At 66.0% G+C, this 25105-nt stretch carries 24 protein-coding genes; 10 read left to right on the top strand and 14 right to left on the bottom strand.

Annotated elements, in window-relative coordinates:
* Positions 1-12 precede the first annotated feature (12 nt).
* Positions 13-537: a VOC family protein gene (locus B2585_RS19875; RefSeq protein ID WP_292025713.1), complete on the bottom strand. Its 525-nt coding sequence runs from the start codon at positions 535-537 to the stop codon at positions 13-15.
* 115 nt (positions 538-652) lie between these two features.
* On the opposite strand from B2585_RS19875, the gene B2585_RS19870 reads away from it, so the two are divergent.
* The 3 genes from B2585_RS19870 to B2585_RS19860 are packed head-to-tail and all read left to right on the top strand — an operon-like array spanning position 653 to position 3576.
* A complete protein-coding gene (locus tag B2585_RS19870; protein WP_292025711.1) occupies positions 653-1909 on the top strand; it encodes an aromatic ring-hydroxylating oxygenase subunit alpha in 1257 nt (418 codons plus the stop codon).
* 6 nt (positions 1910-1915) lie between these two features.
* Complete coding sequence (locus tag B2585_RS19865) at positions 1916-2707, top strand: enoyl-CoA hydratase-related protein (RefSeq protein ID WP_292025709.1); 792 nt, start codon at positions 1916-1918, stop codon at positions 2705-2707.
* A complete protein-coding gene (locus B2585_RS19860; protein ID WP_292025707.1) occupies positions 2704-3576 on the top strand; it encodes an SDR family oxidoreductase in 873 nt (290 codons plus the stop codon). The genes B2585_RS19865 and B2585_RS19860 overlap by 4 nt, the downstream gene beginning before the upstream one ends.
* 45 nt (positions 3577-3621) lie before the next feature.
* Here B2585_RS19860 and B2585_RS19855 read toward each other — a convergent pair whose 3' ends face one another.
* The gene (locus B2585_RS19855) at positions 3622-4341 is read right to left on the bottom strand and encodes an SDR family NAD(P)-dependent oxidoreductase (protein ID WP_292025705.1); all 720 of its coding nucleotides are present in this window, start codon (positions 4339-4341) and stop codon (positions 3622-3624) included.
* A gap of 67 nt (positions 4342-4408) precedes the next feature.
* On the opposite strand from B2585_RS19855, the gene B2585_RS19850 reads away from it, so the two are divergent.
* The 3 genes from B2585_RS19850 (at position 4409) to B2585_RS19840 (ending at position 8923) form a co-directional block, all read left to right on the top strand.
* Positions 4409-5368: an AMP-binding protein gene (locus B2585_RS19850; protein ID WP_292025703.1), complete on the top strand. Its 960-nt coding sequence runs from the start codon at positions 4409-4411 to the stop codon at positions 5366-5368.
* Positions 5369-5459: 91 nt separating this feature from the next.
* On the top strand, positions 5460-7217 hold the full coding sequence (locus tag B2585_RS19845; RefSeq protein ID WP_292025701.1) for an FAD-dependent oxidoreductase: 1758 nt from the start codon (positions 5460-5462) through the stop codon (positions 7215-7217).
* Positions 7214-8923, top strand: coding sequence for an FAD-dependent oxidoreductase (locus tag B2585_RS19840; RefSeq protein ID WP_292025699.1), 1710 nt, complete (start codon positions 7214-7216; stop codon positions 8921-8923). The genes B2585_RS19845 and B2585_RS19840 overlap by 4 nt, the downstream gene beginning before the upstream one ends.
* On the opposite strand, the gene B2585_RS19835 is transcribed toward B2585_RS19840, so the two are convergent.
* Genes B2585_RS19835 through B2585_RS19815 form a run of 5 tightly spaced genes read right to left on the bottom strand, consistent with a single transcriptional unit; the run spans position 8920 to position 15072 of the window.
* A complete protein-coding gene (locus B2585_RS19835) occupies positions 8920-10290 on the bottom strand; it encodes an FAD-dependent oxidoreductase (RefSeq protein WP_292025697.1) in 1371 nt (456 codons plus the stop codon). The genes B2585_RS19840 and B2585_RS19835 overlap by 4 nt on opposite strands.
* Positions 10283-11914, bottom strand: a complete 1632-nt coding sequence (locus B2585_RS19830; protein ID WP_292025695.1) for a GMC family oxidoreductase — start codon at positions 11912-11914, stop codon at positions 10283-10285. Before B2585_RS19830 ends, B2585_RS19835 begins: the two co-directional genes overlap by 8 nt.
* Positions 11911-12846: an aldo/keto reductase gene (locus B2585_RS19825; protein WP_292025693.1), complete on the bottom strand. Its 936-nt coding sequence runs from the start codon at positions 12844-12846 to the stop codon at positions 11911-11913. The genes B2585_RS19830 and B2585_RS19825 overlap by 4 nt, the downstream gene beginning before the upstream one ends.
* Positions 12847-12856: 10 nt before the next feature.
* Entirely contained in the window at positions 12857-14290 is a 1434-nt protein-coding gene (gene lpdA, locus B2585_RS19820) for a dihydrolipoyl dehydrogenase (protein ID WP_414674078.1), read from the bottom strand.
* Complete coding sequence (locus tag B2585_RS19815) at positions 14287-15072, bottom strand: enoyl-CoA hydratase-related protein (protein ID WP_292025689.1); 786 nt, start codon at positions 15070-15072, stop codon at positions 14287-14289. Before B2585_RS19815 ends, lpdA begins: the two co-directional genes overlap by 4 nt.
* A 240-nt stretch (positions 15073-15312) precedes the next feature.
* Between B2585_RS19815 and B2585_RS19810 the strand changes: the two genes are divergently transcribed.
* From B2585_RS19810 to B2585_RS19800, 3 genes are read left to right on the top strand one after another with little or no spacing between them, the layout of a single operon-like run.
* Complete coding sequence (locus tag B2585_RS19810; RefSeq protein WP_292025688.1) at positions 15313-16074, top strand: SDR family NAD(P)-dependent oxidoreductase; 762 nt, start codon at positions 15313-15315, stop codon at positions 16072-16074.
* A 6-nt stretch (positions 16075-16080) separates the two neighbouring features.
* On the top strand, positions 16081-16896 hold the full coding sequence (locus B2585_RS19805; protein ID WP_292025686.1) for a ThuA domain-containing protein: 816 nt from the start codon (positions 16081-16083) through the stop codon (positions 16894-16896).
* A complete protein-coding gene (locus B2585_RS19800; protein ID WP_292025685.1) occupies positions 16893-18566 on the top strand; it encodes a class I adenylate-forming enzyme family protein in 1674 nt (557 codons plus the stop codon). The genes B2585_RS19805 and B2585_RS19800 overlap by 4 nt, the downstream gene beginning before the upstream one ends.
* Here B2585_RS19800 and B2585_RS19795 read toward each other — a convergent pair.
* The 4 genes from B2585_RS19795 to B2585_RS19780 are packed head-to-tail and all read right to left on the bottom strand — an operon-like array spanning position 18563 to position 20558.
* Positions 18563-18907, bottom strand: coding sequence for a type II toxin-antitoxin system RelE/ParE family toxin (locus B2585_RS19795; protein ID WP_292025683.1), 345 nt, complete (start codon positions 18905-18907; stop codon positions 18563-18565). The two genes, B2585_RS19800 and B2585_RS19795, sit on opposite strands and share 4 nt — an antisense overlap.
* Positions 18897-19154, bottom strand: a complete 258-nt coding sequence (locus B2585_RS19790) for a ribbon-helix-helix domain-containing protein (protein ID WP_292025681.1) — start codon at positions 19152-19154, stop codon at positions 18897-18899. The genes B2585_RS19795 and B2585_RS19790 overlap by 11 nt, the downstream gene beginning before the upstream one ends.
* Positions 19155-19204: 50 nt before the next feature.
* Positions 19205-20008: an SDR family NAD(P)-dependent oxidoreductase gene (locus tag B2585_RS19785; protein WP_292025679.1), complete on the bottom strand. Its 804-nt coding sequence runs from the start codon at positions 20006-20008 to the stop codon at positions 19205-19207.
* 10 nt (positions 20009-20018) lie between these two features.
* Positions 20019-20558: a VOC family protein gene (locus B2585_RS19780; protein WP_292025677.1), complete on the bottom strand. Its 540-nt coding sequence runs from the start codon at positions 20556-20558 to the stop codon at positions 20019-20021.
* A 247-nt stretch (positions 20559-20805) separates the two neighbouring features.
* On the opposite strand from B2585_RS19780, the gene B2585_RS19775 reads away from it, so the two are divergent.
* Positions 20806-21474 carry a GntR family transcriptional regulator gene (locus B2585_RS19775; RefSeq protein WP_292025676.1) on the top strand — a complete coding sequence of 223 codons (669 nt, stop codon included), beginning with the start codon at positions 20806-20808 and terminating at the stop codon, positions 21472-21474.
* A gap of 67 nt (positions 21475-21541) precedes the next feature.
* Here the strand turns inward: B2585_RS19775 and B2585_RS19770 are convergent, their stop codons facing one another.
* The 3 genes from B2585_RS19770 to B2585_RS19760 are packed head-to-tail and all read right to left on the bottom strand — an operon-like array spanning position 21542 to position 24956.
* Complete coding sequence (locus B2585_RS19770; protein WP_292025674.1) at positions 21542-22963, bottom strand: dihydrolipoamide acetyltransferase family protein; 1422 nt, start codon at positions 22961-22963, stop codon at positions 21542-21544.
* Position 22964: 1 nt separating this feature from the next.
* Complete coding sequence (locus B2585_RS19765; protein ID WP_292025673.1) at positions 22965-23978, bottom strand: alpha-ketoacid dehydrogenase subunit beta; 1014 nt, start codon at positions 23976-23978, stop codon at positions 22965-22967.
* Positions 23979-23990: 12 nt separating this feature from the next.
* Positions 23991-24956 (bottom strand): thiamine pyrophosphate-dependent dehydrogenase E1 component subunit alpha, encoded by a 966-nt coding sequence (locus B2585_RS19760; RefSeq protein ID WP_292025672.1) that lies wholly within the window; start codon positions 24954-24956, stop codon positions 23991-23993.
* Positions 24957-25105 lie beyond the last annotated feature (149 nt).

Genomic DNA, 25105 nt, shown 5'->3' with positions numbered 1-25105 from the left:
AACGCATACAAACTACAAGTTGATGCGTGGTGAGGTGCCGTCCCAGGCCGCGCAGGTCTCGTCGATCTTGTCGAAAAACTTGAGCAGTCCGGGGCTGGGCTGGACAAGCTCGAGGATGCGCCCGGCGTTGTCCGGGTCCGTATCCAGGTAAGCAAAAGGTATCTTTGCCTTGGTGATGCCCCCCTGAAGCACCCCGATTCCCCGCTCGGCCCATGCGGCAAGGTCAGCGTCGAGGTCTTCGGAAAGCGCGCAGACGTGGTGCAGCCCGCCGCCCGTCTCGGCAAGAAACTCGGTAAAGATCGACTCCCCGCCCCCAGTCTGCTGAATGATCTCGATCTGCATCCCGTCATGGCTCGCAATCGCCACGCGGGTCTCGGCATCGCAGGGCTTGCCCCGGAACGTGACCGAGGCATAAGGCACTGTTCCCGTGACGAAAAACGGCCCCACACCCATGACATCGACCCAGTGATCGACCGCCGCGTCGAGGTCATCGACGACATAGCCCATCTGCATGATCCTGCCGAAACGTCTGCCCATCGCGGCCTCCTTAAAAATACAGAACTTAGGGTTTGCATATACGAGAGCGGCTGATAAAATACAAGAAATTCAGATCTTGCGCGCCACCACTGCCGCGAGGCGAGGAGGAAGACCCATGAATCCGAGCGAAGTCCAGTCCATCAAGGACCAGCAAGCCTACGAATCCAAGCGCGGCGGCCCGCCCGAGGGCTTCCCCCAGCTTCCCGACATTCCCGGTGGCCGCTATGTCGACCCCGAGTTCAACAAGCTCGAAACCGAACGGATGTGGCACAAGACTTGGGTCTATGCGATCCATGCCGACGAGGTGCCCGAGGTCGGCTCCTACGTCCAGTGGACCCGCCTTGGCGAGCCGCTGTTCTTCATCCGGGGCGAGGACGAAACGGTCCGCTGTTTCTACAACACCTGCCGCCACCGCGGCGCGCCCGTCGTCACCGAAGAGTCGGGCAAGTCGCGCGGCGTGACCTGCAAATACCACGGCTGGACCTACAACACGCGCGGCGAGCTGATCAATCTGCGCGACCGCCGCGATTTCGTCGATCTCGACATGTCCTGCCGCGGCCTGATCGAGGTCCGGTGCGAGAACATCGGCAACCTCTATTTCGTCAACCTCGACTCCGAGGCCGAGCCGCTGCGCGACTTCCTTGGACCGGCAGCGCGCGATCTGGACGAGGTGAAGCCCGAGACGCTCATCCTCGTCGACAAGACGGCGATCAAGGTCAACTGCAACGTCAAGATCCTGCTCGACGCGTTCATGGAGACCTATCACCTCAAGTCGATCCACCAGAACACCGTCGACCGCTTTCTCGACCATCGCGGCACCGCGATCACGCTCTGGGACAAGGGCCACAGCCGCATGGTCACGCCCTACAAGCGCGAGGGCTGGAAAGACCCGGGCGTCAAGGGCCTGCCGGAAGTCGAGGGCGTGGACCCGTATTTCGAGAGCACCAACTACTCGCTCTTCGCCTATCCCAACTTCGTCTCGCCCATCGCGCCCGCCGGTATCCCGGTCCTGTGCTTCTGGCCCGACACGATCGACACGATGACGATCGAGGTCCACTGGTTCGCCCCCTCGTGGGGTGACGGCGAGCGGCCCGAGCGGTGGGACATGCGGCTCAAGAACTTCCTCGACATTCTGGATGAGGATCTGCAATTCGCCGATAAGATCCAGAAATCGGTCGAAAGCGCGGGCCTGCGCGGCTTCCCCCTGAATTATCAGGAGCGGCGCATCTATCACTGGCATGCCGAACTCGACAAACGGATCGGGGCCGAGGACGTGCCCGAGGAACTGCGCGTTCCCGACAAGCTGGGCGAGTGGGTCACCGATTTCGACCCGGCCGAGGCGACCAAGGCCGCCGAACCGGCCGAGAGCTGACCCGACATGAGCGCCACCTCCCCCGAGCCGCCGGTCCTCGCCGCGCGGCACGGGTCGGTTTGCGTCATCACGCTGAACCGGCCGCACGTCTCGAACGCGATGGATGCCGAGGGGTCATATCTCGTCGACCGCTATGTGCGCGAGGCCGAGGCGGACCCTGAAATCGGCGCGATCATCCTGACGGCGGCCGGGGACAAGGCGTTCTGCGCAGGGATGGACCTGAAAGAAGCCGCCGAGCGCGGTGCGGGCCACGGGCTGGTGCCGGGCGCGGGGTTCTGCGGCGTGACCGAACGGGTGATCGAGAAACCGGTGATCGGCGCGATCAACGGCGCGGCCGTCGCGGGCGGCTTTGAAATCGCGCTGGCCTGCGACTGCCTCATCGCCGCCGAAGGCGCGCTGTTCGGCCTGCCCGAAGTCAAACGCGGCATGGTCGCCTTTACCGGCGGCGTTCAACGGCTTGCCCAGCAACTCCCCCGCCAGATCGGGATGGAGATCATCACCTGCGGCACGCTCCTCCCCGCCGAACGGCTGGAGGCGCTTGGGGTCGTGAACCGCACCGTCCCGCGTGAGCGGCTGATGGACGAGGCGCTCGCCTTCGCCGACACCATGCTCGCCAATTCGTGGAAAGCCATCCGCTTTGGCAAGGCGCTTTTCAACGACGCCCAGAACGAACCGCTCCCCGCCGCGATCAACCGGGGGCACGCAAATGCAGACCGGCTTATGCGATCCGAGGACAGCCGCGAGGGTATCGCGGCCTATGCCGAGAAACGCGATGCCGACTTTCGGAGAACGACATGAACGACCAGGCAGCCGAGAAACCGAACTGGGGCCTCACGCCCGAGGAACTGGCGACGCACAAGACGATCTTCGCCCCCGACCTGCTTGAAGGTCAGCGGTTCCTCATCACCGGCGGGTCGATGGGCATGGGCAAGGCGATGGCCTTTCTCTGCGCCCGCCTCGGCGCCAAGGTGATGATCTGCGGGCGGCGCGAGGAATTGCTGCAAGAGACGCAGCAACAGGCGAAAGACCTGATCGGCGCCGACATCCATTATCGCCCCATGTCGATCCGGGACGAGGATCAGGTGGACGCGCTGCTCGACGAGACGTTCGAGGAATTCGGCGGTCTGGATACGCTCGTGAACAACGCGGGCGGCCAGTATCCGCAGAACGCCATCGACTTCACCCGCAAGGGCTGGAAATCGGTCATCGACCTGAACCTCAACGGCACATGGTGGATGATGCAGGGCGCGGCCCAACGCTGGCGCGACCGGGGCGAGCCGGGGCATGTCGTGTCCAACGTCGCCCATGTCGAACGCGGGATGCCGCAGGCCGCCCACACCTGTGCCGCGCGCGCGGGCGTCATCTATCTGACGCGCACCGTGGCGACCGAATGGGGCCCGCTCGGCATCCGGGTGAACTGCGTCGCCCCCGGCGCCATCGCGACCGAGGGCCTGTCCAACTATCCGCCCGAGGCGACGAAGCGCTTCAACAACGTGAACCCGTTATTTCGCATGGGCGACAGCTGGGACGTGGCCGAGGGCGTCGTCTATCTCTCCGGCCCGTCCGGCGATTTCATCACGGGCGAAGTGCTGACCATCGACGGCGGGATGCGGATGTGGGGCACGGTCTGGCCCGCCGGCGTGCCCGAGCAATTCCAGAAATACTGAGGTGGCGCGGCGCTGACCCGATCGGGGATCAGCGCCCGCCGCGTCTCAATCGCGCGGGATCAGGGACATGACCGCCTTGGTCACCCCGCCGTCCACGACCAGTTCGTGACCGTTGATGTAACTCGCGCCTTCGCTGTCGAGCCACATCACCGCCTGCGCTATATCGTCCTCGGTGCCCAGCCTGCGCGACGGCACCGCGCCCGACCGGCGGGCCCGGGCCGCTTCGTTCTGATAGATGCCGGTGGACATGCCGCCGTCGATCATCCCCGGCGCGACGGCATTCGCCCGCACCCCGGACGGCCCCCATTCCTGCGCCATCAGCTCGGTCAAGGCCGCAAGGCCCCGCTTGGACGAGACATAGGCATTCACGCCGGGCGAGGTCGCGATGCCCGCAATCGAGGTGACGTTGACGATGTGACCGGACCCGCGCTCGACCATGCCCCTGGCCACCAGCCGCGCCATGCTGAACGCGCCGGTCAGGTTGATCGCGGTGATCCTGGCGAACTCTTCGGTCGTCATGTCCAGGAGCGGGGCGAACTGCACCACGCCTGCGTTGTTTACCAAAAGGTCGGGCACCGCCCCGAGCGCGTCCAGCGCGGCAATCAGGCTCGCCTCGTCGGTCACGTCCCCGACAAGGCTGCGCCACGGCACGTCCCTGGCTTCGGCCAGGTCCAGAACGGCAACCTCGTACCCCCTGTCATGCGCCTCCCGCGCAATCGCGGCGCCCAGTCCGGTGGCCCCTCCCGTGATCAGTGCCAATGGCATTGGACGTTTCCTCCCGTATACATTAGACTACTCATTGAAACACAAACTCCTGACGGGGGGAAGCGCGATGGCAACGGCAACGAACCGGATGCAAACGGTGGGCGAACACCGGACGCTCTCAACCCTGCTCGACCGCGCGGCCGAACGGTTTGCGGACCGGCCCGCCCTGATCGACACGACGACCTCGCTGACCTGGGCCGAAGCCCGCGATGCGCTGGACGCGGGCTCAAACGCGGGCGATGGACCGGTGGCGCAGGCGCTCGCGGCACTCGCCGATCTCGGCCGGGGCGAGGTGGTCCGTTTCATCGACGTGCCGGCGGATGTGCCACCGCGCACGGACATGGTGTTTGCCGCCACGCGCGCCGATGGCACCGTCGATGCGGTCTGCCATTCGTCGGCCGACGCGGCGCATATCGGAACCGCGCTCGCCCTGCGCGAACAGGTCACGCCGGACGACCGGATCGCGCTGGCCGCAGCGGTGTCGAATCCCGGGTTCTGGTCGATTCTGGCTGTTTCCTTGGCCTCGGGCGCCACTCTCGACCTGTCGGGGGACATGGCGCAGGCCACGACTGGCTGGCTTATCGATCCCGACGCGGTCACGGCCTACACCCCGCAGCCGCACCTGAAACGCCTGCATCTGCGCGCCGGGCGGGAGCGTTTGGCGGAGGTCGCGGCAGCCCAGCCGGGCACCCGGATCGTGAACGGCCTGTCACTGCCAGAGACCATTGGCCCTGTCCTGTCCAGCGACCCGCGCGACCCGGCGGGGACAATCGCCACGACCAACGGCCGCCCCCTTGGCGGGGTCGAGGTCATGATCGTCGATCCCCGCACCGGGATGGACGTCATACTCTACCAGACCGGCGAAGTGTGGTTGCGCGGCACGGGGGTCTTCCTCGGCTACGCCGGACGGGCGGGCGCAGGGTTCACCGACCGTTTCTTCCGGACCGGCCTCCTCGGCCATCTCGACAGCGAGGGGCGGCTTGTCCTGCCGAAAGCCGAAGAAGACGCGCTTCTGAGCGGCTGGTAGGCCCGTTCGGACCGGCAATCACGCGTTTCTGCGATTGTTTTGTATACGCACGTCAGACTCCCATGATACAATGTATCAAAGGGAGGACCACATGGACAAGAAAACGGATCGTACGGTGGACGTGCTGGTGATCGGCTCCGGCGGCGCGGGGCTCACCGCCGCCGCGACCGCGCGCAAGGCCGGGCTCGATGTTCTCGTCGCCGAGAAAGAGCCGGTCTTCGGCGGCACCACCGCCACCTCCGGCGGTGTCATCTGGATCCCGAACAACCGCCACGCCAAGGCGCTGGGGAAAGAAATCGGGGTTCACGACACGCCCGAAGACGCCCGCACCTATGTCCATATCGAGGCCGGGCAATATGTCGACGAACCCCGCGTCGAGGCTTACCTGAAATACGGCCCCCTCATGGTCGATTTCATCGAGGACCAGACCGAGGTGCGCTTTCACGCGATGGAGTTCCCCGACTACCACCCCGAGGAACCGGGCGCGTCCAAGATCCGCTCGCTCGGCACGCTCGAATACGACGCGCGCAAGATGGGGCCGCTGATGAAAACGCTGAAGGGCGAGCTGCCTCAGACGCTGTTTCTCGGTCTCGCGCTTGGCTCATCGCTCGAAATGAAGACCTTCATGAAGGCCGGGCGCTCGGCCAAGGCGATGGGCTTCGTGATGAAACGCATGGTGCGCCACTTCCGCGACCTCGCGCTGCACGGCTCGACCCAAAGCATCGTGCGGGGCCGCGCCCTGATCGCCCGCCTCGCCCGCACCCTCGCCGACGACGGCGTGCCGTTCTGGCTGGAAAGCCCCGCCCGCGAACTGATCGAGGAAAACGGGCGCATCACCGGCGCACGGCTCGCCACCCCCGACGGGCTGGTCGAGGTGCGCGCGCGGCACGGCGTCGTGCTCGCCGGGGGCGGCTATCCCCGCGACCGCGACCGCCGCCGTGACCACCACCCCGGCGTCACCGCGACGATGGACCCGGTCCTGCCCGTCCCGATGGGCAATACCGGCGACGGCGCGCGTATGGCCGAGGGGATTGGCGCGCGGTTCAACGGCCACCTGTCCTCCGCCGCCGCATGGATGCCGACCTCGCAACTGCCCGGCGCCACCGACGAAACCGGGGTCTGGCCACACCTCGTGGACCGGACCAAGCCCGGGTTCCTGATGGTCACGCCGGACGGGCGCCGGTTCGCGAACGAATCGCAGAACTACCGCGACCTCGGCATCCACATGATCGCCGCGTTCGAGGACCGCGGCACCGACGCCGCATGGCTTATCGCCGATCACCGCGCGATCAAGCGCTGGGGCATCGGCTTCGTGCGCCCCTTCCCCATTCCGCACGGGCATTATGTGCGCAGCGGATACCTCAAGCGCGGCCAGACGCTTGACGACCTCGCCGCGACCTGCGGCATCGACGCGACCGAGCTGCGCGCCACCGTCCACCGCTTCAACGGGTTCGCCAAGGCGGGGGTGGATGAGGACTTCGGGCGCGGCGCGTCGGATTACGACCGCCATCACGGCGACGACGAGAACCACCCCAACCCCGCCCTCGGCGCGTTGGAAACCGGACCGTTCTACGCCGTGCGCATCTATCCCGGCGAGATCACGTCCTACAAAGGCCTCGCCACCGACGTTCATGCCCGCGTGCTCGGCCATGACGATCAGCCCATCGCGGGGCTGTATGCCGTGGGCAACGATCAGGCCAACGTGTTCGGCGGCGGCTATCCCGGCGCGGGTGGCACCATCGGGCCGGGCATGGTCTTCGGCTGGATCGCCGCCAAGCACATCGCGGAGAGCGCAGGCCACGCGCTGCCCGGCATCGCCCCGGCGGCACAGGCGGAGTCGGCCGCATGAGCGCCGCGACCCGTTCCTGCGACGTTCTGATCGTCGGCACCGGGGGTGCCGCCTTCACCGCGGCCCTCGCCGCCCGCGATCAGGGGCTCGACGTCGTGATGGCGGAAAAGGCACCTTACTTCGGCGGCACCACCGCGACCTCGGGCGGCGGCCTCTGGGTGCCCGGCACGCGCCATTCCAAGTCCATCGAAGAACAGGCGGGCGAAACCGACGACCGGGACAAGGCGCGCCGGTATCTTGAGATCGAAAGCGGTCAGCACCTCGACCCGGTCAAGATCGACGCCTTCCTCGATGACGGCCCGCGCATGATCGACTTTCTCGAGGACAAGACGCATGTGCGTTTCATGGCCATGCCCTTCCCCGATTACCATTCGGAGCAGGAGGGCGCGTCCTGCGTCCGCTCGATCTTTACCCAGCCCTACGACCTGCGACATCTCGGCCCCCTCGCGGACAAGCTCAAACGCGAGCTGCCCCAGACCTCGTTCATGGGCATGACCATGCGCTCGGGTGCAGAGGTGAAGATGTTTTTCACCGCGACCCGGTCGTGGGCGGCCTTCAAACACGTTGCGAAGCGGATGACGGGTCATGCCGTCCAGATGCTGCGCTACGGTCAGTCGCAACAACTGACCACGGGCCGCGCCCTGATCGCAAGGCTGGCGAAAAGCGCCGACGAGGCGGGGATCGACATCCTGCTCTCCTCCCCCGCGACCGACCTGATCCGCGAGGGCGACGCGGTGACGGGCGCGGTTCTGGGCACCCCAGACGGCCCGCTCAGGATCGAGGCGAAGGCGGTGATCCTCGCCGCCGGCGGCTATGCCCGCGACCCCGCCCGCCGCGCGGCCGAGCACCCGAAACCGGTCAACGATCAGCCGGTGGTCGCCCCCCTGCCCACGGGCAACACCGGCGACGCGGCGAACATGGCCGAGGCCATCGGCGCGCGGTTCCAGTCGAACGCCGCGAATGCCTCGGCCTGGATGCCGGTGTCGAAACTGCCGGGCGTCGATGATTTCACGGGGGTCTGGCCGCATCTGGTCGACCGCTACAAACCCGGCTTCGTCATGGTCCTGCCGGACGGCCGCCGGTTCGCCAACGAATCCGCGAGCTATCATGATCTGGGGCGTGAGATGATCGCGGCGATGGCGGCGCGCGGCGCCGAACACGCCTGGATCATCGGTGATGGTCCCGCGGTGCGCCAATGGGGAATCGGGCATGTGAAACCCTGGCCGATGCCCAAGGGCAAGCTGGTGCAATCGGGGTATCTGCTGGTGGCTGACAGCCTCGATGCACTTGCCCGGAAAGCCGGGATCGACGCTGGCGCGCTGGTGGACGAGATCGAGCGATTCAACACCCACGCCCGCACCGGCGAGGACCCCGCGTTCCACCGGGGACGCGCGCCCTATGACCGCTATCACGGCGACGAAACCCAGACGCCGAACCCAAGCCTGCGACCGTTGGAGCGCGGCCCGTTCTACGCGGTCAAGGCGTTCGCGGGCGAGATCGGCAATTTCAAAGGGCTGGCGACGGACGAACATGCACAGGTGCTCGACACCGCCGACCGCCCGATCCCGGGCCTTTATGCCGTGGGCAACGACATGGCCAATGTGTTCGGGGGTGCCTATCCCGGCGGCGGGGGCACGCTCGGCCCCGGCATGACCTTCGCCTACCGGGCCGCGCGTCATGCCGCGGATCAGATCAGGGCGGGCTAGCTCAGCGCCAGCTTGGCCGCGTTGGCCCCGGCCACGCGGCCAAAGATCACCGCATTGCCCACCGAGGCCCCGCCACCGGCATAGCACGGGCCGGCGAACCCGCCGGTCGTCTCGCCCGCCGCGAACAGGCCCGGCATCGCACGATCCGCCTGATCGCGCACCCGCGTTTCGGCGTCGATGCGCAGCCCCGTCCCGGTCCAGCACACGATCGCGGGCCGGATGCGCACGCCATAGAACGGCGGCGTTTCGATCGGGCGCAGATGGCCCTCGTCCTTGAAATAGGCACTGTCATGGCCCGCGCGGGCATCTTCCGAGTACCGCTCGGCGGTCGTGACCAGCGCGGCCGGGCGCACCCCGATCCGCTCGGCCAGGTCGGTGAGCGTGTCGGCCCTGACCACCGGGCCTTTCTCGGCGAATTCGGCCAGCCGGTCGGCGGCCCAGTTCGGCGCGGGATGCGCCTTGGCCTCGGCCCGCGCGGCCTCATCGAACACTGCGAAACACTCGCCCGCCGTCTGGGTCGACAGCACTTCGGACAGCACGGAATACTCGGTGGATTCGTCGATGAACCGCCGCCCCTCGTGGTTCACATGCACGACCCAGGGCGGCAGATAGCTTTCGACGTCATGGGCAAACCCCGGCGTCATCAACAGCAGCCCCCGGTCATGGCCCACAAGCTCGGCCCCGGCACGCCGCGCCATTTCCAGCCCGTCGCCCCGGCACTCATCCGCGCCGATATACCACGCGAGTTCGCCCTGTTTCGCCGCCGACGGATAAAGCTCGGCCCAGAGCCGCCGGTTGGCCCCGAACCCGCCCGAGGCGATGATGACCGCGCCCGCCCGGATCGGGTCGCCGTCAACATAGACGCCCGTGACCCGGCCCCCCTCAACCACCAGCCCTTCGGCCCGCGTGTGGGTGGCAAGGTCCACGGACCGGCCCGACAGCGCGCCCTCCAGCACCTCGGCAATCTCGGCCCCGTGCCCCTCGGCCCGATGCCCGCGCCGGATCTTGTCCACGCCCGAGACATAAAGGTTCTCAAGTGGGAAATTCACGCCCAGCCCGACCATCCATTCGAAGGTCGGCGCGGACAGGTCGCAGTAGCGGCGCACCAGCGCGGGGTCCACTTTGTATTGGTTCACGGTCATGTAGTAGTGAAACTGGCTCTCCGCGTCGTCCTCGATCCCGGCCTGCCGCTGGAGCGAGGTTCCGGCGGCCCAATAGACCCCACCCGACAGCGCGGTCGATCCGCCCGCCCTGGCCCCGGCCTCGATCAACAGCACGCGCGCACCGGCATCGGTGGCCTCGATGGCCGCGGCCAGCCCCGCGCCCCCGGCCCCCACGATGATGACGTCGTAATCGGTGTCAGACATTCACACGCTCCTCCCGGTCCGCCTTCATCATGTCCGCTGCTTTCTCGGCGATCATGATGATCGGCGCGTTGGTGTTTCCATGCGGCAGGCGCGGCATCACCGCCCCGTCCACGACCCGCAGGCCGGCGATCCCATGCACCCGCAGGCGCGGGTCGACCACTGCGCCGCGCGCCGGGTCCGGCCCCATCTGGCAGGTGCCGACAGGGTGCAGGTTCGCAATCGCCGCGCCGCGCAGCCAATCCTCGATCTCGTCATCGGTGGTATGCTCGGTTCCCGGCGCAATCTCGCCCTCGACGTAACCCGAGAGCGCCGGTTGCGCCGCGATATGGCGCACCAGCTTGACCGCCCGTACCATCGTCGCCCGGTCCACGGCGTCGCGAAAGAAGTTCATCCTGATCTCGGGCGGCGCGGTCGGGTCGGTCGAATTCAGCCGGATCGTCCCAGTCGAGCGCGGGTCGAGATGCACGGGGCTCATCGTGAAACCGGGGAACGGATGCGCCGTCATCCCCGCCTTGGTGCGCCCCGCCACCGACCACATGTTCGTGTTGATCTGGATGTCCGGCCGGTGCTTGTCAGGGGTCGAGCGGGCAAAGACCCCCGCGAATATCCCGCTCGACGCCAACGGCCCGCGCCTGGCCAGAACGTATTGCGCCCCGGCGATCACCTTGCGCAGCGGGCTGTTGGCCAGCTCGTTGATCGTCACCGGCTTTTTGCAGCGAAACATCAGCGAGCAATAGAAATGGTCGCGCAGGTTCTCGCCCACCCCCGCCAGATCATGCACCACCGGCACGCCCCGGTCGCTCAGGTGGCCCGCCGGACCGATCCCCGATTGCAGCAGGATCTGTGGCGAGCCGAACGACCCCGCCGACAGCACCACCTCGCCCCGCTCGGACAGCATCGCGGTCTCCAGCCCTTCTCGCCGTTTGTACTCCACGCCGATGGCGCGCCGCCCCTCGGTCAGCACCCGCGTCGTCTGCGCCCCGGTGATGACGGTCAGGTTCGCGCGCCCCCGCACCGGGTTGAGATAGGCGCGCGCCGTCGAATGACGCCGCCGGTCCTTGGTCGTGGTCTGGAAATGACCCGCACCCTCCTGGGTCGCCCCGTTGAAATCGCGGTTGCGCGGCAGTCCGGCCTCACAGGCGGCGGCCACGATGGCATCCGCCACCTCGTTCCCGCCCGCCTGATCCGACACCCGCAGCGGCCCGCCGGTGCCGTGCAGGTCATCGCCCCCGCGCGTATTGTCCTCGGCCTTCTTGAAATAGGGCAGCACATCGTCCCAGCCCCAGCCGGTGTTCCCCATCTGCCGCCAGCCGTCGTAATCCTCGGGATGACCGCGGATATAGAGCATGCCGTTGATCGCGGACGAGCCACCCAGAACCTTGCCGCGCGGCTGATACATCCGCCGGTCGTTCAACTCCGGCTCCGGCTCGGTCTCGAACATCCAGTTCACCTTTGGATTGGTGAACAGCATCGGATAGCCCATCGGCGGCGTGATCCAGAACGCTTTATCTTCCGGCCCGGCTTCGAGCAGCAGGACACGCGCTTCGGGAATTTCCGACAGCCGTGTCGCCATCACCGCGCCGCCAGAGCCGCCCCCGACGACGATATAGTCAAAGGGGGTCACACCACGCCCGTGATGGTGTCTATCTCTGCCAATTCATCCTCGCTCAGCGCCCATCCGGTCGCCGCCACGTTGGCCTCGATCTGGCTGGGCTTGGTCGCGCCCGCCATGACGCTCGCCACCATTGGCCGCGTGAGCAGCCATGAGAACGCAAGCTCCACGAGCGTGCGCCCGCGCGCCTCGCAAAACGCCATGAGCTTTTCGGTCTTGTCCCAGTTTTCTTCCGTCAGATAGCGCCCGGCCATCCCTTCGAGCTTGTCGAACCGGCTCCCCTCGGGGATCGCGTCGCGCTTGTATTTCCCGGTGAGCAGCCCGCTCGCCAGCGGGAAATACGGCAGGAACCCGATGCCATAGGCCTCCAGCGCCGGGATCAGCGCGGTCTCGTTGTCGCGCCGCAGCAGGCTCAGCTCCGCCTGCGTCCCGATGAACCGATTGGTCCCCAGTTCGCGCGCGATATATTCCGCCTCGACCATCTCCCACGCCGCAAGATTGCAGCAGCCGATATAGCGCACCTTGCCGGCCCGCATCAGATCGTCCATCGCGCGCAGCGTCTCGTCGATGGGCGTCTCGGGGTCGGACCAGTGAAACTGGTAAAAGTCGATGTAGTCGGTTTTCAGCCGGATCAGGCTCTCATCAAAGGCGCGCACGATATTGGCGCGGCTCCCGCCCTTCGACCCGTCCGGCATCTTCAGCCCGGCCTTGGTCGCCAGCACGATGTCCTTGCGCCGCTCGCCCAGAACCTGACCCATGATTTCTTCCGACCCGCCGCCATTGCCATAGACATTGGCGGTGTCGAAAAACGTGATCCCGGCGTCGATGGCCGCGTCGATCACCGCGCGGCTTTGCTCAAGGTCGATGGTCCAGCCGAAGTTGTTGCAGCCCAGCCCGACGGTCGAAACCTTCAACCCCGAACGCCCCAGATTGCGATAGTCCATGACGCGCTCCTCAGATGTTCACGGCGCGGCCATAGGCGGCCATCACGGCCTCCTTCATGACCTCGGAAATGGTGGGATGCGGATAGATCGTGTCGATTATCTCGGCTTCGGTGCTCTCCAGCTCCATCGCCGTCGCGAACCCGTGGATCAACTCCGTGACCTCCGGCCCGGCCAGGTGCGCGCCGATCAATTCTCCGGTCTCCGCGTCGAAAATCACCTTGGCCATGCCCTGATCGTCGCCAAGCGCGATGGCCTTGCCGTTGGCGAGGAACGGGAACTTGCCGACCTTGATCGTCCGCCCGGCCTCCTTGGCCTGCGCTTCGGTCAGACCGATGGAAGCGACCTGCGGATCGCAATAGGTGCAGCCGGGGATGCGGTCCTTGTTCATCGGATGCACCGCCTCGCCCGCGATGGCCTCGACGCACAGCGCGGCCTCATGCTCGGCCTTGTGGGCCAGCATCGGCGCGCCGGTGATGTCCCCGATGGCATAGACCCCTTTGACGGTGGTGGCCCCGGCCCCCGTCGTCGGAATCAGACCCTGTTCCAGCGCGATACCAAGCGCCTCCAGCCCCAGACCCTCGGTATTGGCCACGACCCCGGCGGCGGAAATGACCCGCTCGACGTCGAGCGTATCACCCCGCGCCAGCGACAGGGTCACACCCTTCTTCGACAGTTCCGCGCCCTCGATCTTGGTTCCCGTCCGGAACGCGATGCCGCGCTTTTCCAGCGCCTTTTGCATGAAGGCCGACACCTCGGCATCCTCAGCGGGCAGGATGCGGTCGACCATCTCGACCACCGTCACCTCGGTCCCCATCGCGGCATAAAAGCTCGCGAATTCGACGCCGATGGCCCCCGACCCGACAATGGCAAGGCTCTTGGGCGCGGCCTCGGGCTTGAGCGCTTCGAAATAGGTCCAGATGCGGTCGCCGACCGGCTCCAGCCCCGGCAAGACACGCGGGCGCGCCCCGGTGGCGATGATGACGTGATCGGCTGAATATGTGCCGTGCGATTTGACCCCTTTGGGCGCGGGCGCCTGCGGCTCACAGGCCGGCTTGTCCGGCGCGCCGACCTCGACCGTGCCCGGGGCGGTCAGTTTCGCCTGCCCCCAGATCACGTCCACCTTGTTCTTCTTCAACAGCATCCCGACCCCGCCATTCATCCGCTCGGCAATCCCGCGCGAGCGTTTGACGATGGCCGCGATATTCGGCTTGGCCTTGCCCGACAGGTCGATCCCGAACGCGTCCGCGTGCTGCATATGCGTCAGCATCTCGGCGGACCGCAGCATCGCCTTGGTCGGGATGCAGCCCCAGTTGGAACAGATGCCGCCCAGATGCTCGCGCTCGACAACCGCGGCCTTGAGCCCCAGTTGCGCGGCCCGGATCGCCGCGGTGTAGCCGCCGGGGCCGCCGCCGATCACGATGATGTCGTAGTCTGCCATGGTTATCGTCCCTTGAACTCTGGTTTGCGCCGCGCGATGAACGCCGCGACGCCTTCGCGGAAATCCTCGCTTTGCGCTGCTGCAACGAACTGGTCACGCTCGGCGGCAAGCTGGTCGGCCAGCGTGGTGCGCGGGGCCGCGTCCACCAACCGGCGAAAGCGCCCGAAACTGGCGGTCGGCCCTTTGGCGATCTGGGCGGCAAGCGCCCGCGCGACCTCGTCCACCTCATCCGCCGGGCACAGCCGCGACACCAGCCCCGCCGCCTGCGCGTCCGTGGCCGACAGCGGCGCACCGGTCAGCATCATGTCCATGACGCGGGCGCGGCCCAGCCGGTGGGTCAGGAACCACGAACCGCCACAATCGGGCACGCCCGCCACCTGGTCATAGGCCATGACGAATTTCGCGCCCTCATCGGCCACCACCACGTCGGCATTGGCCACGAGCGACAGCCCGGCCCCCGCCGCCACGCCCCGCACGGCGGCCACGACCGGCGCGTCGTTTTCGCGCAGCGCAAGGATCGCGGGGTTCAGCACCTCGAGCAGCGCATCGACCACCTCATGCCCGCGCGCGGGATCGGCGGCCATTGCCGACACGTCACCGCCCGCAACGAACGCGCGCCCCTCGCCCGACAGCACGATGGCGCGGATAGCGGGGTCGCCCGTCACATCCGCCACCGCCGCCGCAAAGGCCCGCGCCAGCGGCAGGTCCAGCGCGTTGAGCGCCTCGGGCCGGTTGAACCGCAGTTCGGCCACCGCGCCCGCTTTGGTCACCTTCACAAGATCGGTCATGTGGCAAAGTCCTCCCCCCTTCGTATACGGAATTTCCGTCTTGTGTGTAAAGAAAGCATTTCCCGTATTCACGGCGCGGCCCCCGCAAATCTTCGGTTTTCAGTTATTTATGCCAGTCTCCGCGCAAACGCACCGCAAGCCGCCCCGCGATCTTTCCTTGCCAATGGACAGGAAACGGGTTTTTCTGTATACGAACGTCAAAGGGCCGAACCGGGCCGGAATCAAACGGGAGGAACAGGCATGGATCTTGGCCTGAAAGGTAAGAAAGCAATCGTCACCGGCGGCACCAAGGGCATCTGTCGCGCCCTGCTCGACATTCTGGTCGAGGAAGGCTGCGACATCGCCTTCTGCGCGCGCTCGGAAGATGACGTGAAAGCCACGGCGGCCGAGCTTGACGGCAAGGGCGTCAAGGTGATCGGCGGCGTCGCCAACGTGAAAGAGGTCGAGGGCTACCAACAGTGGCTCAAGGATGCCGCCGAAGAGCTAGGCGGCTGCGATATCTTCGTTCCCGGCGTCTCCGCCGGCGGCGGCATGGACGGCGAGAAGAGCTGGTATAAAGCCTTCGAGATCGACCTCATGGGCGTCGTGCGCGGCTTCGACGCGCTGTTTCCCTACATGAAGGCCTCGGGCAATGCCTCGGTCGTGTTCATCTCGACCACTGCGGCGGTCGAAACCTTCATCGCGCCGATGCCCTACAACTCGATCAAGGCCTCGCTCATCACCTATGCCAAGCAGATGAGCCAGTTCCACGGCAAGCGCGGCATCCGCTTCAACGTCGTCTCCCCCGGCCCGATCCTCATCGAGGGCGGTTCCTGGGCGCAGATCCGGGATTCGGATGAGCCGTTCTTCAACTCGATCCTCGCACAGCAGCCCGACGGACGTATGGGCGAGGCCGACGAAGTGGCCAAGTGCATCGCCTTCCTCGCCTCCGACGCGGCGAGCTGGGTCACGGGCACCAACCTGATCGTGGACGGCGGCTTTACCAAGCGCGTGCAGTTCTGATCCCTCATGGTCATCCGCTATGATGCGCCCCTGAACCTTCTGGTTTCGACCAAGGGGCATCCGTTCGACAAGCCGGCCTTCTTCGGCATGTTCGACGACATGCGCGGCATGACATGGACCCATGCGGAACAGCCCGCCACGGCGGCGCTGATGTCACCTGAGAGCGCGTCGGATTTCGACGCGCTCTTGTTCTACGACGTACCGGGGCTTCAGTTCAAAACGCCGAAAGCTCCGAACCTGATCGAACCAACTGATGCGTTCAAGACGGGGTTCCGGGATCTGCTCGACGCGGGCAAACCGATGATCTTCCTCCACCACGCCGTCGCCGGCTGGCCGCTGTGGGACGAGTATGCCGAAGCCATCGGGACGCGCTTTTTCTACCAGCCGGGCCAATACAAAGGCCGCGACTATCCCGACAGTGGATACCTGTTCCCGGTCGAATTCACCCTCACGCCCGAGGGCGACCATCCGGTGACCGAGGGGCTGGAACCGTTCAAGCTGACCGACGAGCTTTACCTCATGGACATGCTCGAGGATGACATCGTGCCGCTCCTGCGCGCCGACTTCGACTTTGAGCAGGACAATTTCTATTCCGCCGCCAACGCGCTCAACGCCCGGATGTGGACCCGCGACGGCTGGTCCCACGGCCCCGGCACGAACCTCATCGCCTGGGCCCGCGCGGCGGGCAACGCCCCCACCGTGACGATCCTGTGCGGCAACGACGCCACCACCTATGGCGACGAGAATTTCCGCAGGCTCTTGCGCAACGCAATCGACTGGGTGACGAGCGACGCGGCGGCCGACTGGGCACGCAGGCAATGACCGAGCCAAGCGAAACCGTCTCCGCCGCCGGGGAAGAAACCGCCGCAACGATGCTGGCCCGCGCCGCGCGGGACTGGCCCGACACCACCGCGATCATCGTCGATGACGCGCGCCTGACATGGGCCGAGCTTTACGCCGAGGCCCGGCAATGGGCGCGGGCGCTCCGCGGTGCCGGGGTGGCTCCGGGCGCCCATGTCGGCGTGCTCATGCCCAACTGCATGGATTACGTCCGCCTGTTCTATGCCACCGGGATGATCGGGGCCGTGACCCTGACCATCAACGCGCGGTTCAAGGACGATGACCTCGCCTATGCCGTCCACCATTCCGACATGGACCTCTTGTTCATCGGCGGCCACGCGCTCCCCCACATGGATTTCCACGCGATGCTCACCCGCATCTACCCGGATCTCGACATCTGGAACGGCGGCCCCCTCGACCTCGAAGAGGCCCCGCGCCTGCGCGCCGTCTACAACCTCGCCGACCCGCGCGAGACGACATGGCCGACGCGCGAGACCTTTCTCGCCGGGGCCGACAGCGTGCCCGACGCCCGCATCGACGCGCTGATCGCCAGCACCGCGCCCGACGACCACGCGCTGATGATGTATTCCTCCGGCACCACGGCGCATCCCAAGGCCTGCATGATCACGCACCGGACCCTGTCGATGATCGGCCAGAGTTTCGCGGAACGGTTTGAGCTTTCGCCCGCCGACAGCGTGATGAACCCCCTGCCCTTCTTCCACATGTCCACGATGCTTCCGATGGCCGCCTGCCGCGCCTCGGGCGCCACGCAGATCTGCACCGCGCATTTCGAACCGGGGCGCACGCTGGAACAGATGGAGGCAGAGAAGGTCAGCTTTGGCTACCTGTCCTTCCCGACGCTGGTCAATCAGGTGATCCAGCACCCCGACTTCAAAACCCGCGACCTGTCGTCCCTGCGGTTCCTGCACACCGTCGGCCCCGCCGACCTGATGGAGAAATACACCCGCGCCTTCCCCGCCGCGCAATACATCAACGCCTACGGCCTGACCGAGGCGACCGGCGTGTGTTGCTTCACCGACCCCCGCGATCCGCCTGCCGAGGCCACGCAGGTGTCGGGCCGCGTGTTCGACGGCGTGCTGGCCAAGGCGGTCGATCCGACCACCGGCAAGGATGTCGGCCCCGGTGAACGCGGCGAAATCTGGATCGGCGGGTTCTGCCTGTTCGACGGCTATTACAAGGACACCGACAAGACCGCCGAGACGCTGGTCGACGACGGCAAATGGCTACGCACCGGCGACATGGGCTATGTCTCGACCGACGGCCACATCACCTACGACGGGCGGCTGAAGGACATGCTCAAGATCGGCGGCGAAAACGTCGCCGCGCTCGAGATCGAGACGTTCCTGTGCTCCCACCCCGACATCCAGATCGCGCAGGTGATAGGGGTCGAGGACGATCACCTGTTCGAAGTCGCCGCGGCCTATGTCGAGCTCATCCCCGGCTCCACCCTCACCCCCGAAGAGGTGGTGGACCACTGCATCGACCAGATCGCCAGCTACAAGATCCCGCGCTACGTCCGCATCGTGGACGCCTGGCCGATGTCGACCACCAAGATCCAGAAGTTCAAACTCTCCCGCGACTTTTCGCGCGAGGAAAAGATCGACCCCAAATCCCGCGCCCGCGCGTCCTAGCGCAACAGCCGGACAAGCATCCGCGCCCGGTGATCCTGCCCGCCATAGAACACGGCGAGCAGGCGCACGGTTTCGGTTTTTTCGTCCGCGTCGAAATAGAACACCGCCCGCCCCTTGGTCACGCTGCGCAGGCCCGGTCCAAGCTCGGGCCGCAGCGTGCCCTGAAACGGCACGGCACCCAGTCCCTCCATCGCCGTTTCGATCTCGCGGATGCGGGTGGCCGCGCGGTCGAACGCCACGTCCGGTTCGTCGCCGAAATCCTGTGCCGCCTGATAGAGAAAGTCGAAGATCAGGCTCAGGTCACGCGCCACCGCCGTGGCGCGAACAACCTTATAGGCCAAGGTCCGCCCGCTTGCGTGCCAGCATCGCCTCAGTGTCGGCCCGCCCCGCGTCGAGCGACACGAAATCACCCCGGCGCCGCTCATCCAGCAGAACGCGCAACGCCTCGGTCGTGGTGGATTGATCGCGCATCAACTCCAGTCCATGCTGAAGCACCGCGCTCATGCTGGGAAACCGCCCTTGCGCGACAAGCTCGCGCGCAAAGGCATCTTGCGTTTCTGTCAGTGAGATCGAGGCTTTCACGCTCATGGCCGGCTCCTGATGCTACTCAGTAGTATATGAGGCCCGCCCCAACCCCGTCAACCCGCCTCCCGCGCCGCCTTCGCTGCCTTGGCCGCCGCCACGATCTCGGCGTTGGTCGGGTTGCGGCGCAGGGTGACACCGCCGTTCACCTGCATCACCTCGCCGGTGATGAAGCAGCCGTCCGTACAAAGCCAGGTGATCGCCTCGGCGGTGTCCTCCAGCGTGCCGACGCGACCCAGCGGATATTCCTTCTCGAACGCGCCGACCACGGCGGGGTTTCGCGCCGCCCGCTCGGTCATCGGCGAGGCGGTGAAACCGGGGGCCACGCTGTTGGCCCGGATGCCGCGATGCCCGAACTCGTTGGCGATGGTGCGGATGACCTGATCGATCCCCGCCTTGGTGCCCATATAGGCCGAATGGTCGTCCATCATGATCTTGGCCGTCGCGGACGAGACCTGAACGATCGACCCGCCATCCGCCATCTCGCGCAGCGCGGCCTGAAAGAACTGAAACGGCCCGACGAATTGCAGGGCGCACATCTTCTCCAGCTCCTCGCGGGTGTTGTCGAGGAACGGGGTCAACAGACCCCAACCGGTGCAATTGACCGCCAGATCGATGCCGCCGAACGCATCGACACAAGCCCCGACCATCGCCGCAAGCTGCGCCTCGTCGGTGATGTCGCACAGCGCCCAGGCCCCGCCGATCTCATCCGCCAATGCCTTGAGCGGCCCCTCGTGCCGCCCGGCCACCAGCACCTTCGCGCCCTCGGCCGCGAACTGGCGGGCGGTGACCTGGCCAAGGTTGCCCTCGGCCGCCGCGCCCAGAATGATCGCGCGTTTGTCCTGTAGTCTTCCGGTCATCGTGTCCTCCTCAGACATCGGGGGTCGGCCAGTCCTCGCGGATCGGCGCAGCGCCGTCCCAGTCGGCCGCGGCCTCCCGGACCTGGCGGAAAATGGATTGGCGGGCGGGGGTGTATTCCGTCACCTCCCAGGCGAAATGCGGGCGCTTCGGATGCTCGAAATAGGCGATCCGGCCCAGCCCGGTATGGGCGTCGAACACCTGCCGGTAGCCCCGGTCGCGCGCGGCCCGCGCCACCGCATCGACATCCGTCACCCAAGACGATGTGCTGTGCGGCACCAGACCATCACCGAACCGGTCCAGAAACCGGGAATAAAGCGTCGGCGCGGCACTTTTCTGCACGATTACCTCAAGCTGAAGTCCGGCCCCGTGGGTCAGCGCCGCATCCACGACGACGGGCGTCTCCACCCCGTCCACCCGGCTGTTGGGCACCGCATAGTCGCGCTTCACGAACCACGGGCCGACCCCCAGGCTGTCGGTGAGAAACCCGAGCGCACGGTCGAGGTCATCGCTCACATATGCGATCTGCCGGATCTCGCCAAAGATGCTCATGATGGCCCCACCTCTCTTTCGTATACCAATACAGCAGTTTTCGCATACACGAAACCCGGAACCATCAAGGGTATCCACCCCCCATTCGATCACAACGTGTGAAAAATGGTGCGTTCCCGCGCGAAACCTGTCGAAAGCACAGCATTGTTCTGGATCAACGCGTATTCGGAATGTTATAGTAAAAAACACGAAATAGATTGCAGACGACTGCGGAAAGGGCGGATCGCCAATGGCCAAAACTTCGGGCATGACTCACGCGCAAACGGTTCGACTTGCACTGGAAGACGACATTTTCGCTGGGCGTCTGGCCCCCGGTGCCTCGCTCGATGAGGAGGCTCTGGCCCGACGGTTCTCGGTCTCCCGCACCCCCGTGCGCGAGGCGATGTTGCAGCTCATCCAGTCCGGCCTCGTCGAAAAGCGCCCGCGTCAGGGCGCCATCGTCGCCCAGATCGACCTGTCCGACATGATCCGCCTGTTCGAGGTGATGTCGGAACTCGAAGGCATCTGCGCGAAATTCGCGGCCCGGCGCATGACGCCGCAGGAACGCACCGCGCTGCGCAAGCTGCACGAAGCGTCCGAGGCCGCCTACAAGGCCAACAAGGACGACGAGTATTACCACCTCAGCCGCAAGTTTCACCTGATGGTGATCGAGGGCACGCACAACCACGAACTGATCGAGACGACGAACCGTCTGGGCATCAAGCTCGTCCCTTACCGCCGCTTCCAGCTGTCCTATCCGGGCCGCTCGGAAAACAACCTGCGCGACCATGAACATATCATGGAGGCGATCTGTGCCGGCGATTACGAAAAGGCCGCCGACCTGTTCCGCAAGCACACCAACGTGCAGGGCGACGTGCTGGCCGAATACATCGCGCTCGGCGACCGGGAAGTCAGCAAGCTGAAATCCGCGGGCTGAACGGCCCCCGAACATGGAAAAGCCGCCGGGGGAGGAGACCCGGCGGCTTTTCTTGATCGCGGCTGCCTCAGGAAACGAGTTTCAGGGGCGCTTCGACCAATCCCTTGAGCGTCGACAGGAACCTGGCGGACAGCGCCCCGTCCACGGCCCGGTGATCCGACGACAGCGTGGCCGACATGACGGTCACGAACCCGACGCCCCCGTCGATCTCGCGCGCTTCCCGGCGCGGCCCGCCCACGGCGAGGATCGCGGCCTGCGGCGGATTGATGATCGCGTCGAAATTGCGCACCCCGAACATGCCGAGGTTGGACAGGGTAAAGGTCCCGCCGCTCAGATCCTCGGCCGTCAGGCTGCGGTCGCGCGCGCGGGTGGCGAGGTCTTTCGCATCCGCCGCGATGTCACGCAGGCCCCGCCCCGCGACATTGCGCACCACGGGGGTAATCAGCCCGGCATCGATGGCCACCGCCATCGCGATATCGGCCTGATCGTAAGGCGTGATCCCGGTCTCGGTCACATGCACGTTCACGTCCGGGTGCTTTGCCAGCGCCAGACCACAGGCCTTGATGAGCAGATCGTTGACCGACACCTTGGGATCGCCTTCGTCAGCCGATCCGTTCATCCCCCGGCGCAGGTCCATGAGCGCGTCGATCTCGATATCGACGGTCGTATAGAAATGCGGCACCGTCTGTTTCGACGTGGTCAGCGCCTTGACGATGGATTTGCGCATCCCCGTGAACGGCTGCTCCGCGCCCGCATTCGCCGGCCCCGAAGCCGCCGCGACCGCACCACCGCGCGCCACCGGCGCCGGACGGGTCCACAGCCCAGCGGCCAGCGCGGCCTCCTGCGCGTCCTCCAGCGACACCCGGCCCTTGCGGCCCGTGCCGGTCAGACCCTTGAGCGCAATGCCAACCTCGTTGGCGAACTTGCGCGCGACGGGGCTCGCCAGAACACCCGCGTTCTCGGCCCGGATTTCCTCTGCGCTGCGCTTGGGCGCGCCGCCCGAGGCCCGCGCCACGTCATCCTTCGTCACCTTGCCGCCCCGGCCCGTGCCCTCGACGCTGCCCAGATCGACACCGCCCGACTGGGCCGCGCGTTTCGCCAGCGGCGTGGCCTTGACGTCTTTCGCAGACTCCGCGGCTGGCGCGGGCTTGGGCGCCTCCTCCCCGCCCTCTTCCGACGGATCGAACGAGGCATCGACCGGCTTGAAGTCGGCTATGAACGCGTCGATCGCGGCATCGTCCACCGACGCATCCGCCATGACGGCGATCAGCGTGCCGACCGGCACCGTGTCGCCCTCGGCCACCAGAATCCGGCGCAACGTGCCGCCCTGATCCAGCTCGACCACATTGACGATCTTGTCGGTCTCGACATCGACCAGCTCGGCGCCCTTTTCGGCCGCGTCACCTTCGGCAAGGTGCCACCCGGTCACCGTGCCTTCGGACATTTCCAGACCCCATTTCGGGAGTGTGATTGGCGTAATCTCGGTCATCTCACGCTCCTTCCATCACGCGACGGATCGCGGCTTCGATATCGCCGGGGCTCGGCACATACATGCGTTCCAACTCGCGCGCGAAGGGCACCGGGGTATGCGGCGCGGTCACTTTCTCGACCGGCGCGCGCAGGCTCGCAAACCCCTTAGACGCGGCGATCCCGGCGATTTCCGAGGCGATGGAACACATCGGGTTCGACTCGTCCACGACCACCAGCCGCCCGGTCATCGACAGGCTTTCCAGCACCGTCTCTTCGTCCAGAGGCGACGTCGTGCGCAGGTCGATGAGGTCACAGGTGATCCCCTCTTCGGCCAGCTTGTCGACCGCCTTCATCGCGAACGGCACCATCCGGGCCAGCGCCACGACGGTCACGTCGGACCCTTCGCGCACCAGATCGGCCTCGCCGAACGGGATCAGGTATTCGCCGTCCGGCACCTCGCCCTTCTTGGAGTAAAGCGCCTTGTGCTCGAAAAACACGACCGGATCATCGTCGCGGATCGCCTGCTTCATCAGCCCCTTGGCATCCGCCGGGTTCGACGGCACCACGACCTTCAGCCCCGGCACGGCCGTGAGCATCGGATAGATCGTCTGGCTGTGCTGGGCGGCGGCGTTCATCCCCGCCCCCATGCTCATGCGCAGGACCACGGGCGTTTTCGCCTTGCCCCCGAACATGTAGCGGAACTTGGCCATCTGGTTGAAAATCTGGTCGAGCGAGACACCCACGAAATCCGCAAACATAAGCTCCGCCACGGGCCGCATCCCGGCGAGTGCCGAACCGTTGGCAAGCCCGACAATCGCGCTTTCCGAGATCGGCGTGTCGATCACCCGGTCCGCGCCGTACTTGGTCTTGAGCCCCTTGGTGACGCCAAAGATCCCCCCGGCCGCCTCGATATTGCCCGAGGTGCCGCCGGACCCGCCGGCCACGTCCTCGCCCATCACGATCACGCTCGGATCGCGTTCCATTTCCTCGTGCAGCGCCTGGTTCAGCGCGTCGCGCATCGTCAATACGGCCATCTCGCGCCTCCCTCAGTAATCGATGTAGACATCGGACATCATGATGTCCCGACCCGGCGTCGGGCCATTGCGGGCGCTATCGACGCTCGCGTCGATCAGCTTGAGCACCTCGTCGTCGATGGCGTCCAGCTCCTCGGCGGTAAAGATGCCCGCGCCCGTGACCTTGTCGCGGATCGTCATCAGCGCGTCCTTGGTCTCACGGAAATTCTTGACCTCGTCCTTGGCGCGGTAGTTCTGCGGATCGCCCTCGAAGTGGCCGAAATACCGCGTCGCGGTCGCAAGGATCGCGCTCGGCCCGTTGCCCGCGCGGGCATGTTCGATGGCTTTGCCCGCCGCTTCGTATACAGAGAAATAGTCGAACCCGTCCGCCTCCCAGACCGGCATGCCAAAGGCCTCGGTCCGGGTCTTCAGATCGCCGCCGATGCCATAGCTCGCGCCGGTGTGCTCGGAATATCCGTTGTTCTCCAGCACGAAGACCTTGGGCAGCTTCAGCACCACCGCCATGTTCATCGCCTCGAACACCGTGCCCTGGTTCGACGCGCCGTCGCCGGTGAAACTCACCGAGACCGACCCGTCGCCCCGCGCCTTGCACGCCACGGCGGCGCCCACGGCAATCGGTTGCCCGCCGCCGACGATCCCGTTCGCGCCCAGCATCCCCTTGTCGAGGTCGGCAATGTGCATTGACCCGCCGCGCCCTTTGCCAAGACCATCGGCGCGCCCGTAAATCTCGTGCATCATCCCCTTGGGGTCGCAACCACGGGCAAGGCAATGCCCGTGCCCCCGGTGCGTCGAGATGATGAAGTCACTGTCGCGCAGGTTTTCGCAGACACCGACCGCGATGGCCTCCTGCCCCGAATAGAGGTGCGTAAAGCCCGCGATCTCGCCTTTCGGGTTCTCCACATGCAGGCGTTCCTCGAACTCGCGGATCAACCGCATCTGCCGATAGGCCTGCCGAATCTGGTCCGGACTTTGCTGCATTGTATCCTCCCGTGGCACCCGTCAGTGTCAATTTTTGCGCTTTTTCAGCGATTGGATATATTCATCTCAGATTTTTGTGTATATGAAAAGACCTGTTTTTGTATTCAGAGCGGAGGAGACGGCCGAATGGACTTCCAACTGACCGAAGA

Source organism: Maritimibacter sp. UBA3975, assembly GCF_002384975.1.
In the GTDB taxonomy this organism is placed as follows: Bacteria; Pseudomonadota; Alphaproteobacteria; order Rhodobacterales; family Rhodobacteraceae; genus Maritimibacter.
The sequence above is the reverse complement of the archived record's forward strand: the minus strand, read 5'-3'. Positions and strand labels throughout refer to the sequence as shown.

Excerpts from the sequence above, each read along its gene's own strand:
- B2585_RS19810 (WP_292025688.1), top strand. The coding sequence starts at position 15,313 with ATGGATCTTGGCCTGAAAGGTAAGAAAGCAATCGTCACCGGCGGCACC.
- B2585_RS19775 (WP_292025676.1), top strand. The coding sequence starts at position 20,806 with ATGACTCACGCGCAAACGGTTCGACTTGCACTGGAAGACGACATTTTC.
- B2585_RS19800 (WP_292025685.1), top strand. The coding sequence starts at position 16,893 with ATGACCGAGCCAAGCGAAACCGTCTCCGCCGCCGGGGAAGAAACCGCC.
- B2585_RS19840 (WP_292025699.1), top strand. The coding sequence starts at position 7,214 with ATGAGCGCCGCGACCCGTTCCTGCGACGTTCTGATCGTCGGCACCGGG.
- B2585_RS19845 (WP_292025701.1), top strand. The coding sequence starts at position 5,460 with ATGGACAAGAAAACGGATCGTACGGTGGACGTGCTGGTGATCGGCTCC.
- B2585_RS19865 (WP_292025709.1), top strand. The coding sequence starts at position 1,916 with ATGAGCGCCACCTCCCCCGAGCCGCCGGTCCTCGCCGCGCGGCACGGG.
- B2585_RS19805 (WP_292025686.1), top strand. The coding sequence starts at position 16,081 with ATGGTCATCCGCTATGATGCGCCCCTGAACCTTCTGGTTTCGACCAAG.
- B2585_RS19785 (WP_292025679.1), bottom strand. The coding sequence starts at position 20,008 with ATGACCGGAAGACTACAGGACAAACGCGCGATCATTCTGGGCGCGGCG.
- B2585_RS19815 (WP_292025689.1), bottom strand. The coding sequence starts at position 15,072 with ATGACCGATCTTGTGAAGGTGACCAAAGCGGGCGCGGTGGCCGAACTG.
- B2585_RS19825 (WP_292025693.1), bottom strand. The coding sequence starts at position 12,846 with ATGGACTATCGCAATCTGGGGCGTTCGGGGTTGAAGGTTTCGACCGTC.
- B2585_RS19870 (WP_292025711.1), top strand. The coding sequence starts at position 653 with ATGAATCCGAGCGAAGTCCAGTCCATCAAGGACCAGCAAGCCTACGAA.
- B2585_RS19765 (WP_292025673.1), bottom strand. The coding sequence starts at position 23,978 with ATGGCCGTATTGACGATGCGCGACGCGCTGAACCAGGCGCTGCACGAG.
- B2585_RS19760 (WP_292025672.1), bottom strand. The coding sequence starts at position 24,956 with ATGCAGCAAAGTCCGGACCAGATTCGGCAGGCCTATCGGCAGATGCGG.
- B2585_RS19875 (WP_292025713.1), bottom strand. The coding sequence starts at position 537 with ATGGGCAGACGTTTCGGCAGGATCATGCAGATGGGCTATGTCGTCGAT.
- B2585_RS19780 (WP_292025677.1), bottom strand. The coding sequence starts at position 20,558 with ATGAGCATCTTTGGCGAGATCCGGCAGATCGCATATGTGAGCGATGAC.
- B2585_RS19860 (WP_292025707.1), top strand. The coding sequence starts at position 2,704 with ATGAACGACCAGGCAGCCGAGAAACCGAACTGGGGCCTCACGCCCGAG.
- B2585_RS19835 (WP_292025697.1), bottom strand. The coding sequence starts at position 10,290 with ATGTCTGACACCGATTACGACGTCATCATCGTGGGGGCCGGGGGCGCG.
- B2585_RS19855 (WP_292025705.1), bottom strand. The coding sequence starts at position 4,341 with ATGCCATTGGCACTGATCACGGGAGGGGCCACCGGACTGGGCGCCGCG.
- B2585_RS19770 (WP_292025674.1), bottom strand. The coding sequence starts at position 22,963 with ATGACCGAGATTACGCCAATCACACTCCCGAAATGGGGTCTGGAAATG.
- B2585_RS19790 (WP_292025681.1), bottom strand. The coding sequence starts at position 19,154 with ATGAGCGTGAAAGCCTCGATCTCACTGACAGAAACGCAAGATGCCTTT.
- B2585_RS19850 (WP_292025703.1), top strand. The coding sequence starts at position 4,409 with ATGGCAACGGCAACGAACCGGATGCAAACGGTGGGCGAACACCGGACG.